The organism is Prevotella sp. tf2-5, from assembly GCF_900115435.1.
Classification (GTDB): domain Bacteria; phylum Bacteroidota; class Bacteroidia; order Bacteroidales; family Bacteroidaceae; genus Prevotella.
In genome coordinates this window covers 17,174-35,443 of sequence record NZ_FOWK01000010.1, presented here as the reverse complement: position 1 = coordinate 35,443, position 18,270 = coordinate 17,174, and the positions used below count along the sequence as shown (strand labels likewise).

The 18,270-nt window shown below is 44.2% G+C and carries 13 protein-coding genes and 1 other RNA gene; 13 read left to right on the top strand and 1 reads right to left on the bottom strand.

Going from position 1 to position 18,270, the window contains the following annotated elements; all coding sequences use genetic code 11:
- Nucleotides 1-13 precede the first annotated feature (13 nt).
- From BM257_RS10710 to BM257_RS10695, 4 genes are read left to right on the top strand one after another with little or no spacing between them, the layout of a single operon-like run.
- Entirely contained in the window at nucleotides 14-1,444 is a 1,431-nt protein-coding gene (locus BM257_RS10710) for a TMEM43 family protein (RefSeq protein ID WP_092072238.1), read from the top strand.
- On the top strand, nucleotides 1,444-3,351 hold the full coding sequence (locus BM257_RS10705; RefSeq protein WP_092072235.1) for a nucleoside hydrolase: 1,908 nt from the start codon (nucleotides 1,444-1,446) through the stop codon (nucleotides 3,349-3,351). Before BM257_RS10710 ends, BM257_RS10705 begins: the two co-directional genes overlap by 1 nt.
- Before the next feature lie 2 nt (nucleotides 3,352-3,353).
- The gene (locus tag BM257_RS10700) at nucleotides 3,354-4,295 is read left to right on the top strand and encodes a P-loop NTPase family protein (RefSeq protein ID WP_092072232.1); all 942 of its coding nucleotides are present in this window, start codon (nucleotides 3,354-3,356) and stop codon (nucleotides 4,293-4,295) included.
- A 58-nt stretch (nucleotides 4,296-4,353) separates the two neighbouring features.
- The gene (locus BM257_RS10695; protein WP_143096833.1) at nucleotides 4,354-5,841 is read left to right on the top strand and encodes a hypothetical protein; all 1,488 of its coding nucleotides are present in this window, start codon (nucleotides 4,354-4,356) and stop codon (nucleotides 5,839-5,841) included.
- Between the two features lie 137 nt (nucleotides 5,842-5,978).
- Here BM257_RS10695 and ssrA read toward each other — a convergent pair.
- Nucleotides 5,979-6,380, bottom strand: a transfer-messenger RNA (tmRNA) gene (ssrA, locus tag BM257_RS10690).
- A gap of 139 nt (nucleotides 6,381-6,519) precedes the next feature.
- Between ssrA and BM257_RS10685 the strand changes: the two genes are divergently transcribed.
- From BM257_RS10685 to BM257_RS10645, 9 genes are all read left to right on the top strand, one after another.
- Nucleotides 6,520-9,168, top strand: coding sequence for a polysaccharide biosynthesis/export family protein (locus BM257_RS10685; RefSeq protein ID WP_092072563.1), 2,649 nt, complete (start codon nucleotides 6,520-6,522; stop codon nucleotides 9,166-9,168).
- 11 nt (nucleotides 9,169-9,179) lie between these two features.
- Nucleotides 9,180-10,214, top strand: coding sequence for a GumC domain-containing protein (locus BM257_RS10680; protein ID WP_092072560.1), 1,035 nt, complete (start codon nucleotides 9,180-9,182; stop codon nucleotides 10,212-10,214).
- 200 nt (nucleotides 10,215-10,414) lie between these two features.
- Nucleotides 10,415-11,122 carry an AAC(3) family N-acetyltransferase gene (locus BM257_RS10675; protein WP_255405790.1) on the top strand — a complete coding sequence of 236 codons (708 nt, stop codon included), beginning with the start codon at nucleotides 10,415-10,417 and terminating at the stop codon, nucleotides 11,120-11,122.
- Nucleotides 11,119-12,453, top strand: coding sequence for an oligosaccharide flippase family protein (locus BM257_RS10670; protein ID WP_092072223.1), 1,335 nt, complete (start codon nucleotides 11,119-11,121; stop codon nucleotides 12,451-12,453). The genes BM257_RS10675 and BM257_RS10670 overlap by 4 nt, the downstream gene beginning before the upstream one ends.
- 5 nt (nucleotides 12,454-12,458) lie before the next feature.
- Nucleotides 12,459-13,802, top strand: a complete 1,344-nt coding sequence (locus BM257_RS10665; RefSeq protein ID WP_092072557.1) for a hypothetical protein — start codon at nucleotides 12,459-12,461, stop codon at nucleotides 13,800-13,802.
- A gap of 19 nt (nucleotides 13,803-13,821) precedes the next feature.
- Nucleotides 13,822-15,114, top strand: coding sequence for a nucleotide sugar dehydrogenase (locus BM257_RS10660; protein ID WP_143096832.1), 1,293 nt, complete (start codon nucleotides 13,822-13,824; stop codon nucleotides 15,112-15,114).
- Nucleotides 15,101-16,228, top strand: a complete 1,128-nt coding sequence (locus tag BM257_RS10655) for a glycosyltransferase (protein ID WP_092072220.1) — start codon at nucleotides 15,101-15,103, stop codon at nucleotides 16,226-16,228. The genes BM257_RS10660 and BM257_RS10655 overlap by 14 nt, the downstream gene beginning before the upstream one ends.
- Nucleotides 16,215-16,985 carry a polysaccharide deacetylase family protein gene (locus BM257_RS10650; protein ID WP_092072218.1) on the top strand — a complete coding sequence of 257 codons (771 nt, stop codon included), beginning with the start codon at nucleotides 16,215-16,217 and terminating at the stop codon, nucleotides 16,983-16,985. Before BM257_RS10655 ends, BM257_RS10650 begins: the two co-directional genes overlap by 14 nt.
- The gene (locus BM257_RS10645; protein ID WP_092072215.1) at nucleotides 16,985-18,196 is read left to right on the top strand and encodes a glycosyltransferase; all 1,212 of its coding nucleotides are present in this window, start codon (nucleotides 16,985-16,987) and stop codon (nucleotides 18,194-18,196) included. Before BM257_RS10650 ends, BM257_RS10645 begins: the two co-directional genes overlap by 1 nt.
- The last annotated feature ends 74 nt before the right edge of the window (nucleotides 18,197-18,270 follow it).

Sequence of the window (18,270 nt, the reverse complement as noted above, 5' to 3'; positions counted from 1 at the left end):
AAGAGAAAGTATTATGGCTTATCAAGAAGTGACAACCACAGGGTATGGAACCCGTGTGGGTAACTCGTTCAAGAGTATTGGTACAGGCTTCGTCTTGCTGATTGCCGCTACAGCATTGCTGTGGTGGAATGAGGGACGTGCAGTGAAAACGGCTAAGATGCTCGAGGAGGCAGGAAGTGCCTATGTAGAGATGCCTAACCCAGACAAGAAAGACGCCTCACTGGACGGTGAACTGATCTGCGGTACCGCTATGGCAACCACAGAAGACTCACTGTCAGACAACCAGTTCGGCATTGGTGCCAAGGCTATCTCTTTGAAGCGTAAAGTAGAATACTACCAGTGGATAGAGCACGCTTCTGAGGAGAAAGAGGACAAACTGGGTGGTAAGGAAGTGACCACCACGACCTACACCTATAGTAAAGAATGGGTGAGCAGACCAGTAGAGTCCGCACAGTTCAAGGATCCCGCTTATCAGAAGCTGAACACCGTCCTGACGACTTATGAAGACCAGGAGCAATGGGCAGAGAACGTTAGCTGGGGAGCTTATAAGCTCAGCGAGAGCCTCATCCACAGTATCTCCTCCAAGGAGGCAATGGATCTCGCCATCAGCGAGGACCTGCTGACACAGTTCGACAAGGCTACCAAGACCGCTTACGAGCGTTTCTATGGTGTGAAGCAGCCTACCCAACCCGCTCAGTCCGCACAACCCGCACAGACAGTGGTGCTCTCTGATTCCGCCAAGGCTGTCGCAGACTCTCTGCAGGCTGTCAATGACTCCATCAACAAGGCTATGGCTAATGCTGAGAACAAGAAAGACCTGGAGTATATCCACCAGGCTGGTAACGTCCTCTACTTCGGACGTGTTCCCGGCTCTCCTGAGGTTGGTGATGTCCGCGTGACCTTCGAGAAAGTCGTTCCCGCCAAGGTGACAGTGATGGCTGTTGTTGACGGTGACACCTTCAAGCCCTTCAAGGCTAAGAACGGTAAGCGTTTCGAGACCCTCGTGATGGGTAAGAAGACAGGTGATGAGATCATCGAGGATGCCCAGGACGCCAACTCCACATGGACCTGGATCCTGCGTATCGTAGGTATCCTGCTGGTTATCTCCGCCTTCAAGTCTATCTTCGGTTTCCTGACCATGATCCTGAAGGTCGTTCCCTTCATTGCCAACATCATCGGCTTCGGTGTCAATATCGTATGCACCATCCTGGGTATCTTCTGGTCACTCATCATCATTGCCCTTGCATGGCTGTTCTACAGACCTCTCCTCTCTATCTGCCTGTTGGCTATCGGTGCCTTCCTCGTATGGGTATTCGCCTTCAAGGGTAAGGATAAACTGAAGGAACTGGCTGCCAAGGCTGGTAACAAGACTGCTCCGCAAGCTGCTCCTGTAGCTCCCGCAGAGCCCGCCGCACCTACTACAACTAATAATACTGAGGCATAATGAGAAAAATCACATTATCCATCATCCTGAGTCTGTGTGCCTTCGTGGGCATACAGGCTCAGTCTGCTGACTGCCAGCAACAGAAGAAGGCACAGCCTATCCAGATGATTCTGGACTCCGACTTCGGAAGTTCTACGGACGACCTCTTCGCCCTGATGATGCTCCATCATTATATTGATGACGGACTGGTAGACCTGAAAGGTATCATCGTTGACCGTGAGGGTGACAAGAACGCAGGTATCGTGGATATCTTCAACAACTATTACGGACACCCCGACATCCCTGTAGGACTGGAGCGCAACGGTGTGAAGAACCCTCGTTGCTTTATCCCTTATAATGGTATCTGCGACCTCAAGGACGCACAGGGCAACCCCCTCTTCAAGCGTACCCTTGACACCAAGAAACTGCCTGACGGCTATAAGCTCTATCGTAGACTGCTCAGCAAAGCTGAGGACAACTCCATCGTGATTGTCGCCATCGGCTTCGCCACAACCCTCTCCCAGCTCTTTGAGTCTGGCGGTGACGAGTATTCCAACCTCAGTGGTCTGGAGCTCTTCAAGCAGAAGGTGAAGGCAGTGTACATCCAGTCAGGACGTTTCGAGGCTGGTGACAGCCTCAGCGGTTACAACATGCGTGCCGCCTCCAAGCAGTCGGCTATTTTCTACAGCAAGCTCCCTGAGAAAGTTGACCTTATCATGTCACCCAGTAACATCGGTGACAAGATGAACTATCTGCCACAGGACGTGGTAGCAGACCTCTCCTATACAGACTGGAACCCCATCAAGGCAGTGTATACCAACTACACCTGTGACACTGGTCAGCGTATGTGGGACACCAACTGTCTTGTACAGGCTGTCCTCGGCGACAACGCCTATCACCTCTCTCCCCGTGGATGGGTGACCTTCATCGACAAGGGGGAGATGTCGGAGATGCTCTTCAAGCCGGATCCTAACGGTAACGCCCGCTATCAGATGCCTGGCGACAGCTATTTCTTCATGGATAAGCTGATGGACATCCGTCGTCACAACCGCATCAACAAGTATCCTTCCCGTTATACCATCGAGGCTCCCCAGCCTACCCTGCTGAACGCAGATGCCACCGCATGGGCAAAGCCCCGTACACAGTTGCTTATCGACAAGTATCTTGCCACCGCCGGTAACAAGCTTGATCCCGATGAGTTCCGTCAGGTATTCCAGCCTATCGGTTACTATGGTGGTAATGTCACAGCCTATCGTGACGCAGAGAAAATGGTGGTTGACGAGTTATATACCGTCATGCTCGACAGAGCGGCACGTGCTGGCAAGAACACCATGACCATCATCACCGGTGCTCCAGCCAGTGGCAAGAGTACTGCCGCCCGTAAACTGAACCTCAAGAACGAGGGATTGGTTTATGACGCCGCACTCTCTGGCGGTACCCAGCGTCTGGAGAATGTCATCCAGCGTGCCAAGGCGAAAGGTCTTGATAAGATCACCGTCATGCTGGTCTATAACGACATCCTGACATGTTTCAAGAACTCCATCAACCGTGGTCAGAACACCAACCGTTTCTGCACCATCGACTATATGTACCAGTCTTTCGAGGATAACAAGGGTAAGATTGAGTGGTTGCAGAAACAGCATCCTGAGATTACCATTATCCCTGTTACATGCGAGGGCAACAACGGTCCTGTGAAGGTGAGTGTTGAGGATGCCAAGAAATGGGACTATGACGTATCGGAAGAGGAAGTCAACCAGATGCTGTCTGTCCTGCTTGATGTTGTCAACAGCGGAGAGCTCTGGGAGCAGCAGCTTCCCTCTCTCGTCGGCGACCTCTCTTCCATTCCTAACCTGAGCTCAAGAAACAAGAAGCTGGCAGAGGAAATCAATAAGCGTGTAGAGGAATTACTCCACAATTACAGAAATTAAAGATGAACATCAAGTTTCAGATAACAAAAGTGGCTGCCATCGTCATGATGGCAACCACTTTTACGGTTTTTACAGGATGTAAGACCCAACAGAAAGCAACGTCATCAACAGAGGCGTCACAGCCCATGCTCATCAATGAGGAGGCGAAAGCCTGGGCGATGGCTCACACCACGGAGCTCATCGACAAGTACCTCGTGACGGCAGGTAACAAGATTGACCCTGACGAGATGCGTCTGTTGTTCAAGCCCATCGGCTATGACGGTGGTTCCAACACCGTCTATTACCGCGATGCGGAGAGATACCTGGTGGACTCACTCTATAGTGTGATGCTCCAGCGTGCCGTAGATGCCGGCAAGACACAGTTTGTCATCTTCACAGGTCCTTCAGCAAGTGGCAAGAGTACTGCTGCCAAGGAGATGGACTTCTCTGAGACAGGACTGGTATATGACGCTGCTTTCAACTCTTACAAGAAACTGGCTGGCGCCATCAAGAAGGCAGAGCGTTACGGGATGAAAGAGATACGGCTTATTGCCGTCTACAACACCATCCGCAACTGTTTCAAGAACTCTGTGGAAAGGGGCAAGAAGAACGGACGTTTCATTCATATCCCCTATATGATAGAGTCGTTTGGCAACAATATCCATAAGATGGAGCTGATGAAGCAGAACTTCCCCGAGGTAGAGTATTTCTGCTTCGACAAGAGCGACAACGTACATGCCAAACCCGTCACCATCGACGAGGCATGCAAGTGGAACTTCCACGTCAGCCAGGACGACATCACTTATCTTTTCAATGTACTTCGTGATGAAATTGACAAAGGAGACCTTACACCACATCAGCTTGCCTATATCAAGGGAGACATACTATCAATTAAGGGACTGTCAGATTCCAATCGAGCACTGGCCCAGGAGATTGACAGAAGAATACGTGAGATGGCAAGATAAGATATCTGAGGAGTTGTGGGAGCAATCTCCACAATTAGGAACTGAAAGCCTATAGACTATGAGAAAAATTGTATTATTCGCTTTTTGCGTAGCAGTTGCTATGATCAGCTGCAAGAACAAGGGACAGGCTGCCGGTGAGACAGATGCCGACTCCACAGCCGTCAGCGACTCTGCTGCCAGTGTGGAACAACAGGACACCACACCCCTGCCCATGTTCCTCTATTATATGAATCCCTCCTATATGCAGACTATCTACTGGACAGGCGTGGAGGAACCGAAGAAGGACAAGGACAATGCCGAGTACTTCGACGGCATGTATGCCAGTTGGTCACTGCAGGAGATGTCACGCCGTAATGCCGCAGGCTATACGAAGATGCTGGTGGACGACAACAAATGGGTGGACATCAAATATATCGGTGAACTGCTTAAGAATCCCGACGGAGAGGTGATGTATGGCGGTGAACTGCACAGTCGCCCCGCTATCCCCTCCCCTGGTCTGAAGTATGCCCTCGTCAATCCGAAGGATGCGCCCAAGCGCGATTACGAATATGGTGAGTTCTATATCATCGTCCATCAGGACTACCTGAAGACACGTAAGGTGCTGAAGATAGAGATTCCGAAGAACGTGAAGCCCATGCCTAAGGCTGTCATCAAACAGATGGAGGAGAAATACGGTATGAAGGCTGGTCGCTCCATGATCTGCTCGACGATTGACGGTCGCTATACACAGGGCTTCATCCAGTTCAATGGCGAGTTCAAGAATGCCCCCAAGGACAAGGACCGTGACTATAAGAAGGCACTGGCTCTGGAGATCGTTGCTGACGGTGATAAGGTCTATGCCTTCGAGGAGTTAGGCTACTACGAGACGGAGGGAGGCTACTGCACATGGAATGCCGATGACGGTGGTGAATACTGTCCCACCAGTATCTGTGCTGCCTTCGAGGGTCCTGACGGTCTGGAGCTCTGCTATGAGCACGGTGCCCCAGAGAGTTCTACCGTCGGTATCTTCCGTGTTCGTGACGGTCAGCTCACCCAGACAGAGTATGAGTGCTACCACCGTTTGATCGATGAGTCGACACCGCTCTGGAAGAAGGACATCGCCCAGTTGAAGAAACTCTTCGCCAGCAGTTCGAAAGGTTCGTTAGACAAGTACCAGTTCCTCTATCTCGACGAAGACAATATCGAGGAGATATGGATGCGTTCTGATGACGACAATCATGGAGCTGTCTTCACCTTCAAGGACGGGAAACCCCAACTGGTTGCTATAGAGGACGACAAGACGGGTATTGCCTTCTACCAGGGTAATGGCAAGGGATATGTGAAGATAACCAGTGAAGACGGTAGCTTCAGAACCACCAAGCTCTATGCCATCAAGGGCAGTCAGGTGGTGGAACGCTTCTCGATGAAGGATTTGGACGGAGAAATCACAGAGAGCAAGCTCAATGGCAAGACACTCACGAAATGGGAGGCTGCCGACTATCTAGACAAACTTCCTCTCAACGAATACAAGGTCTATCCCTACTGGAAGGACATCAACGAAAAATAGTAAAATCAATAAAGGCTCCCTTGCAGGAGCCTTTATTTTTGGTGGAGCTGGAGGGAGTCGTCATCGACAAAGTCGCTTTTACAAAGCGTAGCGACTAAAAGAACCCTCACGAGGGTGAGAGTTCTTCCTGCGTAACATAGTGGAGCTGGAGGGAGTCGAACCCTCGTCCAAACAGGGAAACCATACGCTTTCTACATGCTTATTCCAGCCTTCATTTTCGTGATGCGGCAAGACCTGGACCACCAACCGCAACCTTATCCTCTAAGTTTTCATCCCCCAGCCGAGGCTTCCAAGAGACTATTCCCGATTTTCCTGCACCGCTGTACCTTCCTGATTCGGAACAACATCCAGAAGAGCGATGTCTCGTCCCTTCACCTAGTGAGGGGATAAAGCCAGTAAACTACTGTACTTCGTTTAGGCAGCGAGAGCGTACTTTGTTTCGCCAATTAATTTTCCGACCGAATGGATTATGGAGTATACAGCCGTCACTCCGCATGCTTACGTACCATCTCAGCCCGCTGTCAAATCCAGTCAACCCCAAGATTGTGATACTGTAATCGGATGCAAAGATACACAAAATTCTCCATTCTCCCATGTTATTTCCTAAAAATTGTGTAAATTTGCGCAATAATTCACACCTTTGCGTGTTATTATATAATAATTTTAGCACTGATTATGATGAAACGGACATTCATTATCCTCATGTGTCTCACCCTGGCAACTTCCATAGGATGGGCACAATCTGGTATGACCGACAACCAAGTACTCCAATATGTCATGCAAGAACGTGAGAAGGGAACCTCCCAGTCTCAAATTGTGTCACGTCTGCTCCAGAGAGGAGTAACAGCAGCACAGATCCGCAAAGTCCGCAGGATGTATAACGACATGCGGAAAGGTTCCACCTTCTCTGACATGACGGTAGGTAATGCTGACAACAAGGACCGTATGCGTACCAATAACGGTATCAGCCGTTTGGAATCAGGACAGTCTCCCCAAAAGAAGTCCGACATGGATTATGATGACTACCTGGAAAATGAGAGGTATGCCGGGGAGTATGCCCAAGGGCGCATCACCGGTTATCGTAACAACCGCACCTATGATGCCAATGATCCTGATTACATAGAACTGGAGGAGGAGCTGGATGCGTGGATACCTCAGGATACTGCCCAGTTGGTCAAACACTTGCAGAACGAACTGGAACGGTATAAGACTAAGAAAAACAAGAAAAAGGTCTTCGGACGGGATATCTTTAACCGCAGGGACCTGACATTTGAACCGGAGATGAACATCGCCACTCCCCAGAGTTATGTGCTGGGACCTGGTGATATCGTCAATATCGATGTATGGGGAGCTTCCCGTGACAATATCAGTACCACGATTTCCCCTGACGGTACCATCACGGTAGAGAATGGCGGTGTCATCGAACTCAGCGGATTGACGGTGGCACAGGCGAAGCAACGGCTGAGGAACCGGTTGGGATCCTTCTATCAGGATTCTCAGATCCAGATGACCCTAGGACAGACGCGTACCATTACAGTACATGTGATGGGTGAGGCCAGAAAACCGGGCAGTTATACGCTCTCTGCCTTTGCTACGGTATTCCATGCCCTGCACATGGCTGGTGGTATCAGCGATCTGGGTACCCTCCGTAACATCAAGGTGTTCCGTGGTGGCAGACTGTTGAGTGTCGTCGATGTCTATGACTATATGCTCAATGGCAAACTGACGGGTAATGTCCGCTTGGCCGACAATGACATCATACAGGTAGGTACCTACGACAACCTGGTGAATATTGACGGTAAGGTAAAACGTCCTATGTGGTATGAGATGAAGGCAAACGAGTCGCTCGCTACCCTCCTCCGCTATTCCGGAGGCTATACCGGTGATGCCTTTACCAAATACACCCGTGTCTATCGGAAGGCAGCAGGCAAATACAACGTGTTCAACGTCGAGGAGTTTGATGCCAACTCTTTCCGTTTGTACGACAATGACTCTGTCACTGTCGACTCCATCATTCCCCGTTATGAGAATATGGTGGAAGTCAAGGGTGCCGTCTTCCGTCCTGGTATGTACCAGATAGGAGAACAGATCAACAGTGTACGTACCGTGATAGAGGCTGCCTCAGGTGTCACGGAATATGCTTTTGCCCGACATGGTATCATCCAGCGCATGAAAGCCGACAGGAAACTGACGACCATTGCCGTGGATATCGAGGGCATCATGAACGAGACCGTCCCTGATGTCACCCTGCAGAGTGAGGATGTCCTCTTCGTTCCTACCCGTACCGACATCCAGGAGAAAGAGACATTGACCATCCTGGGAGAGGTGCAGTTCCCCGGAACCTATACCTTCTCTGAGAATACCACGATTGAAGACCTCATCCTACAGGCTGGCGGACTGAAGAACTCCGCATCCACCAGTAAGGTAGAGGTGGCACGACGGATGGTCAATCCCGCCAGTGAACGGGTAGACTCTATGATTTCCCGTACCTATTCCTTCGCACTGAAGGACGGACTTTTCATTGACGGAGAACCCGGATTCGTATTACAGCCCTTCGATGAGGTATTCGTCCATCAGAGTGCCGGCTATAGCGTCCAACAGAATGTGACTGTATCAGGAGAGGTTATGTTCTCTGGTATCTATTCCCTCTCGAAGCGGGAGACGCGCCTGAGTGATGTCCTCAAGATGGCAGGAGGTCCCAACCAATATGCCTATGTCAAGGGAGCCCGTCTGGAACGGAGAGTCAATGAGGAAGAGCGTCACAAACTGGAAGAAGCCTATCGGATGGCACGTCGTGAACAACAGAACAACCTGATGGAGACGGCATTGGGAAGTAGCAATGCCATGGCTATTGCCCAGTTGGCAGAGAAACAAAGTGCCAGTGAACTGGAGAAGTTCCAGATTCCCGACATCTACCCCGTTGGTATCGAGCTGGACAAGGCACTGGCACATCCTGGTGGCGAGGAAGACATCCTGCTGCGGGAAGGCGACAGGATTTTTGTACCACAGTATAACGGAACCATCAGAATCAACGGTGCCGTCCTCCATCCTAACACGGTAGGCTATAAGAAGGGTAAGAAACTCAGCTACTACATCGATCAGGCTGGAGGCTATAGTAAGAGTGCCCGTAAGAAACATACCTATATCATCTACATGAACGGTATGATAGCCCGGGCTGGAGCCAAGGTAAAGATAGAACCTGGCTGTGAGATTATCGTCCCCAGCAAGGCACAGGGTAAGATGACGATGGCAGAAAAGATGGCCATGGCGACATCAGGAGCCAGTCTGGCTACGATGGCTGCCACAGTTGCCAACCTGTTTAAGTAATGAAGAGGAATATGGAAGAAAAGAAAACACTTAAAATCATAGATCTTCGCAAAATCATCAAGAAGATTGGAAAGAACAGGAAAGTGTTCTATAAAACACTACCTGTTGCTTTCATTCTTGCATGCATCTATATATTTAGCATTCCAAGGTATTATGCCTCAGAGACTAAACTTGCACCAGAAATTGATAATTCACTCGGAAAAGGGGCTCTCAATTCCATTGCATCATCTTTTGGCTTCGATATTGGAGAAATGCAAACTTCTGATGCTATCACCCCACTTCTATACCCTAATCTGATGGAAGACAACGGGTTTGTAGCCAATCTTTTCTCTCTTAGAATAAAAAATGAAGACGGCACGATTAACAGTACCTATTATGACTACTTAGCTACTGGGCAGAAAAAGCCCTGGTGGAATTCCATTTTCAGCTTCTTTAAAAGTGAAAAGCCAAAAGAACTGCCCAATAGCAAAGATCCTTATAACTTGTCGAAACCCCAAGATGACATTGCTGAAAAAATCAGAAACGACATTACCATTCATGTCAATTCAAAATCTGGGGTCATCACTATTACCACACAAGCCCAAGATCCTTATATATGCAAAGCACTTGCGGACTCTGTCAGAGAACAACTTCAAGCTTACATCACTACATACCGTACTAACAAAGCCCGTATAGACTATGAGTATTACAAGCAAGTAACGGCAGAGGCAAAGCAAGACTACGAGAGAGCCCGCCAGCGTTATGGTGCCTATATAGACGGCAATGTCAACATTGCCATGCAAAGCGTTCGTCTGAAGGCTGAGGAGATGGAAAGTGAGATGGAACTGAAACTGAACAATTACAACACTTTCAACACCCAGATGCAATCGGCAAAAGCCAAGATTCAGGAACGTACCCCAGCATTCACCATATTGAAAGGTGCGGCTGTACCTACTAAGCCTGCAGCTCCTAAACGAATGATCTTTGTTGCTGTCATTACGCTGTTGGCATTTATAGGAACTTCTATTTGGATTATACGTAAAGACATCTCAGAGATTTTCGTATAATGGCTATCAGTTTTTATACAAAACTAGGTATTCTTTTTAAAAAGATTACTGGAATCAAGGATATTTCTTTGATGCGCAAGAATCTTCATAAAAGAATTGGGATGATTTTCTATAAAAAGAAATATACCAGTAAAGACATTATCGAAGCAATGGCCAGAATGGGGGTCAAACCAGGATGCACACTCTGTATTCATGCATCAATGAAAGAATTCTACAATTACCAAGGGACAGCAATAGAACTGATTGATGCCATCACCAACTATTTGACACCCGAGGGTACACTTATGATGCCAGCGATGCCTTTCACAGAACTACGATGCGTGGATCTCGACAAATATATCTTTAATCCAAAGACCGACAAGACGGCTGCAGGCTATTTAGCAGAAACATTCAGGACCTATCCTGGCGTATATCGCAGCATCAACATCCAACATTCCGTCTGTGCTTGGGGCAAACATGCAGAATGGCTAACCAAAGACCACCACAAAGGCCAGAACTGTTGGGATGAAATGTCTCCTTACTATAGGATGACTCAACTGAATGGCATCGTCGTCAATCTTGGAATGCCAGCTTTCTATATCGGGACTTTCGACCATTGTGTAGAGGCCACCTTATATAGGGAGCACCCCTATTGGCAACAATTCCTCAACAAGCAACAAACCTTCCGCTATTATAATGAAAATGGTAAGATATGCCAATATACCTGCTATACTGGCGACATTGATTGCCGCTCCAGAGAGAGCAGACTTATTAAGCACTTCAACAGCAATATCCATAAACAGGAGAAAATCTCCAATCTCCTAATCAACGTATTCTATGCAGCTCCCTGTTTACAAAAAATGCTGGAATTAGGGCGCAAGGGAATAACAATGTATTACGTGCCATCACCCAAAAAGTATAAGTTTTGAAGAATCATATAAAAGAAATATCATCATCTTCTCTTATACGGAACAGCGTGAAGATTTCCGTGAGCAACATTCTCATGTACATGTTGCCATTATTCGTTACGCCAATACTCACACGCCTATACACCCCAGAAGCATTTGGAGAATGGGGAGTGTTTTCTGCATTTGTCGCAATAGCCAACATCGGTCTGTTTCTTGGATTTGAGAACGTCATCATCCAGGCAAAAAACGAGGAAGTTCCTGACATCATCAAACTATGCATCGGAGTGAGTTTTTGCATTATTACAGCTATAGCAATTCTGTTTGGGGGATGCATATTGGGAGGAGTCCGTTTCTTTACAGAATTCCCAACACCAGGAATCCTTATCGTATACCTTTTTCTTTATACCGCATATACTATCTTATACAATATAGCCAACAGGCATGAGCAATACTACACCCTATCCTTTTCCAATATTGTCCAAGGAGGTTCACAAGCTCTATTCCGAATTCTGCTGGCATTTGCCTGTCTGGCAACCATTAATGGACTTATATTAGGCACAACAATAGCCCAGGGTCTCACTGCCATTTTTTTACTTATTTTCTTGCTGAGAAAAAAACTCATATGTGTGAATGGCAGTTTTTGTTTCGCAAAAATAAAACAACTGGCATCCCGATATCGTAACTTCCCACTCTACGATGCACCAGCATGTATGCTTTCGTTTGCCGCTTTTAACTTACCCGTCATCATCCTGTCCGTTTATTTCGACAAAGCAGCCATTGGATGTTTTTCCATCGTCTTGCAATTATTGCTGATGCCGATGTCACTGGTTGGGTCGGCAATGGGAAAAGTATACTATCAGAGAATCTGCGTTAACGAAAACAATATCAGTTATACGACCCACGAGATGCTGCGAATACTCTCTGTCATTGCTATTACCCCTCTTCTGTTCATCGCCTGTGGAGGCGACAAGATCATCGTCCTGTTCCTCGGCTCGCAATGGGAATCTGCAGGGAAAGTTGCCCTTTGTCTTGCATTATGGTCTTTCCCCACTATTCTAACACAACCACTTCTCCCTCTTTTCCGTGTTAAGAACAAGCAAAATATACTCCTGAAATATGATCTGCTGTATTTTATTTGTGGTATTGGAAGTATATGTATACTATGTGGTTTCATCCATGACATCTATCTGATTCTTCTCGTCTATGCAATATGTTGCTTTATTGTAAAAGGCATATTATTCCTAAGAATTCTCTCTTTCAGCCAACTCTCTATTAATAAATATAGGAATAGTGCTTTGTTGTGGGGAACTGCTATGCTTATACTTATATTTCGTTTAAAAGAGATTATCTAATGCCTATGAAGACCATATTACATATACTCTTTGATGCAGATAGTCTTACAAGTAGGATTTTATGTGTATTAGTATATATACTTCTTTATGATTTTATATATGAGAAGTACATTTATGGAGTATTTGGATATATGGAAGGTATAGATTATAATCCCATGGGCATAATCTATTTCATTTCGTGGATAATTATATCCATACTCCCTATCTTTTTTTATCATCGCATTAATGAGATATCAACCTTCTTGTGCCTTTTTGTATATATTCTCGTATATATTCCTTTTGTTCACGGATTATTTGTCATTGACGGTATGTCTGCTGCTGAAATATTCTCATATGCCATCATCCTATGCTTATTTTTCGTTTTGTATTTCCAGTTACACAGAGTTCCTCTTATAGTTGGAATTCAAATAAAGCCAACAATGCCGCTGTATGTTATTGAAATCATCACTTTGGCTTTGACCCTTATATTCATTGCCTCCAGAGCTAGTTCAATGCATTTTGTCAACATATTTACCCAAGTGGATTTACTTTATGATCTAAGATCTGAAAATGCAGAAAAGGTCGGAGAAAGAAGTCTTATCCTATATATTCAAGGATGGTTAGTCGGAGCTTTTTACCCCTTTTTGTTAGTCTGGTATCTCAAATATAAATCATATATTAAATCTGTATTAATTCTTGCAGGCTATCTCGCGTTATTCATGGTTGACATGCAAAAAAGTACATTTCTAATTCCCTTTCTACTTGTCAGCTTTTATCTCCTTATTAAATGGAAAGAGGAACTGATATGCGACAGGCTGCACTCCTTCATTTTTTGGATTATTATTATATCCTCTTCATTTTTGATGTTAGTCAGTGATTCTGGAAACGAACTGCTATTCACTATTGCTGCCATTGTATTATTAAGAACAATATGTGTTACAGGCTGGTTAACACAAATGTATCTTCATTTCTTCCAAGAAAATCCCTATACATATTATTCCCACATAAATATTGTAAATGCCATTACAAACGCATACCCTTATGATGTTCCATTAGGAATGGCTGTTGCATATAATACTCAAAATGCTAATGCGACTTTCTTTCTTACAGAAGGAATAGCCTCATGGGGATTAGTCGGAGTTTTTATCACTGGTCTAATTTTCCTCATTCTTCTATACTTTATTGACTCAATTACATCCAGATATCAAAAGAGTGATATCTTTGTTATTTTTATACCATCGCTTTTCAGTATGCTAAATGCCTCTATTTTCTCAACTTTACTTACTGGAGGCCTATTTATCCTATTCCTTCTTTTTGCATGTTTTGATCCAAATGAAGAAAAGACAACAATCATACAATATAATATTTAAATCCTCGTTGAAATAATATATGGAAATGATAAAAGAAAATATAAAAATCTGTGTCATCGGACTAGGCTATGTAGGCCTTCCTTTGGCTCGTTTGTTCTCCACGAAGTACCCCACTATCGGCTTTGACATGAATCAACAAAGAGTTGATTCACTCATGCAAGGACATGATTCAACATTAGAGGTTAACGACGAACTACTTCAACAAGCTTTACAGCAAGGGTTTATATGCACGACGGATCTTGATGAGATACGTTCATGCAATTTCTATATTGTGGCAGTACCTACTCCTGTTGATGAAAACAATCGCCCAGACTTGAAGCCTCTATGGAGTGCTAGTGAAACAGTAGGAAAAGTTATATCTAAAGGAGATATCGTGGTGTACGAATCAACTGTTTACCCAGGAGTAACAGAGGAGGAATGTCTGCCTGTAGTAGAAAGAGTCAGCGGGCTAAAATTCAACGAAGAGTTCTTTGCAGGCTATTCTCCTGAGCGTATTAATCCTGGCGACAAGTTACACACTGTCGAAAAAATCAAGAAAGTAACATCAGGTAGTACACCCGAGATTGCAGATATTGTTGACAACGTGTATAATTCCGTATTAGTCAATGGTACGCATAAAGCTCCAAGTATTAAAGTCGCAGAGGCTTCAAAGATTATTGAGAACTCCCAGCGTGACGTTAATATCGCTTTTATGAACGAACTTGCAAAAATATTCAATGCAATGGGAATTGACACTCATGACGTTATAGAAGCAGCTTCTTCGAAATGGAACTTTATCAAGCTAAGCCCAGGACTGGTTGGTGGACATTGTATCAGCGTCGACCCATACTACCTTATTCAAAAAGCGCAAGTTTATGGAGTCCTTCCTAGAGTGATGTCAAATGCTCGCAGGCTGAATGATGGTATGGGCGACTATGTTGCCAATCAAGTTATTAAATTAATGAACAAAAAAGGTGTTATAGTGAAAGACTCAAAGATTTTGCTTTTAGGTGTCACTTTCAAAGAGAACTGTCCAGACATTCGTAACACAAAAATCGTAGACATCTATCACACACTAAATGAATACACTAATAAGATAACTATCTATGATCCTTGGGCAAATGCAGAAAGGGTACAAAAGGAATATGGTATCAACATCTCTTCTGAAAACATTAACAATCTCAAAGGTAAATATGATGCCGTTGTATTATGTGTTGCCCATAATGAGTTTAAGAACGAAGACATCCGAAGTTTCCTCTATGACAGAAACCAAGGCATTGTATATGATGTAAAAGGAATCTTAGACAGAACGCAGATTGATGGAAGACTATAGTAACATATGTGTTATCACAAACATCGGTACTCATTATCGCTTTCCAATTTACAACAGAATGGCCGATGAGTTCTCATGTGCTTTCTATTTAGGTAATAAGGTCGAGACCCCTATTAAGACATTCGACTATAATCAATTAAAAGGCTATAAAGAAACATTAGCGAATCGCTACTTCCATCATTTCTATTGGCAGAAAAACTCTGTTAAGTTAATCTTCAAGTCATATAAATATTACATTTTAGATGGAGAGCCATATTGTCTTTCTTCATGGATAATCCTTTTACTTGCGAAGTTACTTAACAAGAAAACCATTGCATGGACACATGGATGGTATGGGCGCGAATCCAGCATTAAAAGAATCATCAAGAAAGTATTCTTTTCCCTTCATAACAAATTAATGGTATATAATAATTACGCCATTGACTTGATGGAGAAAGAAGGCATCTCTCCTAACAAGATGTATTGCATTGCTAATTCGATGGATTCAGACAAAGAGAAACAGCTGCGAAACACTTTAAAAAGAACAACTATCTATAGAGAACATTTCAATAATGATGCCCCCACGATCATCTATTGTGGAAGAATACAAAAATGGAAAAAATTAGAAATGCTTGTAGATTGTGTAAAAAAACTAAAGCAAGAAGGTTTTCTGACAAACTGTGTGATGGTTGGCAAAGATGTTGAAGATGTTCATATTGACGACTATGCGAAAAGTCAAGGTGTAGAAAACCAAATATGGATGTATGGTCCATGTTACGACGACAATATCCTAGGCGAATTATTTTATAATGCCCATGTATGTGTTTCACCAGGAAATGTTGGCCTTACAGCAATTCATTCTTTGACTTTTGGCTGCCCTATCATCACTCATGGCGACTTTCCTTATCAGGGACCAGAATTTGAAGCCATAAAACCAGGTATCACTGGCGATTTCTTCAAAAGAAATGATACAGATGATTTGAAACAGAAGATGTTACCGTGGCTAAATATTAACGAATCTCAACGTGAAACAATTAGAAAAGCTGCCTTTGAAGAAATTGACCAAAAATGGAATATCCATTACCAAATAGACGTTATTAAGAAAGTAATAAAGGATCTCAATGAGCACGCTTAGACAATTTGCCAGAAATAGGGTTTTGGACTTGCTAGGAGCTTTCTCGCGCCCAGCCAATGGCATACATATATTAAATGGTCACAGGACCATTGACGAGAAAGAGCCCGAAACTTTTCGACATATGCTGAAAGTGCTCAGTCGATATGTTACGTTTATAAAGATAGAAGATGCTGTGCGAATGATTATGAATCAGGAACAGCCCAGCAAGCCTTTTGTAGCATTCACTTTCGATGACGGTTTTACAGAGTGTTATGATTACTTTGCACCTGCCTTAGAAGATTATGGTATTAATGCCCTATTCTTTATCAATCCCAATTATGTGAAAGGGAACCAAGAATACATTGACAATTTTAACAATAACATCGTCATGACTCCCAACAAACACCCTTTGCGATGGGAGCAAATAAAGGAGTTGTCTGAAAGAGGTCACATCATCGGCGCCCATACGATGGATCATTATATGATCAACACAAATGATGAAGAGACATTAAAATATCAGATTTGCGATTGCAAAAAAGAGATTGAAACAAATATTGGCAAGACATGCGATTATTTTGCTTTCCCATATGGAAAACTGACACACGCCAACAAATTATCTATCGACATTGCCTGTCAACATTATAAATTTGTATTCTCTCAGTCTAACTACAAACACTATTTCTCTTTTGGGAACAGAGTTATCAACAGACGGCATTTTGAGCCGTTCTGGCCTCTTCGTCACGTATTCTATTTCTTAAGCTGTAACAAATCATACTAATGCCGAAACTATTACAAATAAATATCACAGCCAACTGGGGGTCGCATGGTAAGATTGCAGAAGACATTGGCGCTCTGACCATAGAAAACGGTTGGGATAGTCATATCGCTTATGGCAGACGGAGCAATGAGAGCAAATCTCAACTCTATCACATTGGTAATATGGCAGATGAATATCTTCATGGAATCGCTTCCCGCATATTTGATAATCACGGACTGATGTCTGTTGGTGCTACCAAGAAACTAATTGACTATATCCGACAAATCAATCCAGACATCATTCATTTACACAACATTCATGGCTATTACTTAAATTATCCTCTATTGTTTGAATATTTGTCTAAATATGGCAAGCCTGTAGTTTGGACGCTCCACGATTGTTGGACTTTTACTGGTCATTGTGCACATTATATGTTCGCTAATTGTGAGAAATGGAAAACAGAGTGTAACAATTGCCCTCTACTTTCTAACTATCCCGCAAGTATGCTATTTGACAGATCCAAGAAAAACTTCCAACAAAAAAAACAATCCTTCCTTTCTGTTGACAATCTCACCCTTGTACCTGTAAGCAAATGGTTGGAAGGAGAATTACGTCAATCATTTTTTAAAACAAAAAATATTCATCTTATTCAAAACGGCATTGACGTCCAACGATTTACGCCTATAGGACAAAAAGATAATATATTGGCGAAATACGGCATTCCCCAAAATAAGAAAGTAATATTAGGAGTTGCATCCAACTGGTATAGAAAAGGACTAGATGATTTTATCGCTATAAGGCACATGCTTCCTAACGATTATCATATCATTCTTGTGGGACTCAGTAAGAAAGACAAAAAGAAACTCCCCAACAACATTATTGGTATTATGCGAACAGAGAATATCGATGAACTTGTAGCATTATACTCTGCCTGTGATGTTTTCTTCAACCCAACTTGGGAGGATAATTTCCCCACGACCAATCTTGAAGCAATGGCATGTGGAACACCTGTAATTACGTATAATACAGGTGGAAGTCCTGAAGTCATCACCCCAGAAACGGGCATAGTCATCGAACGAGGCGATTTACAATCCGCTGTTAATGCAATCAAACAAGTATGCATCAAAGGGGAAAAAACATACAATGATGTATGTAGGAACAATATCCTTGAGCATTATAATAGAATGACAATGCTAAACAATTATATGGCATTATATCATTCTTTGTTGTAACAATGTGTGAAAATATCTCCATCTCTCCCATCATCGCTGGAATTCCCTTTGTAGAAAGGCGTTCTGACACGGGA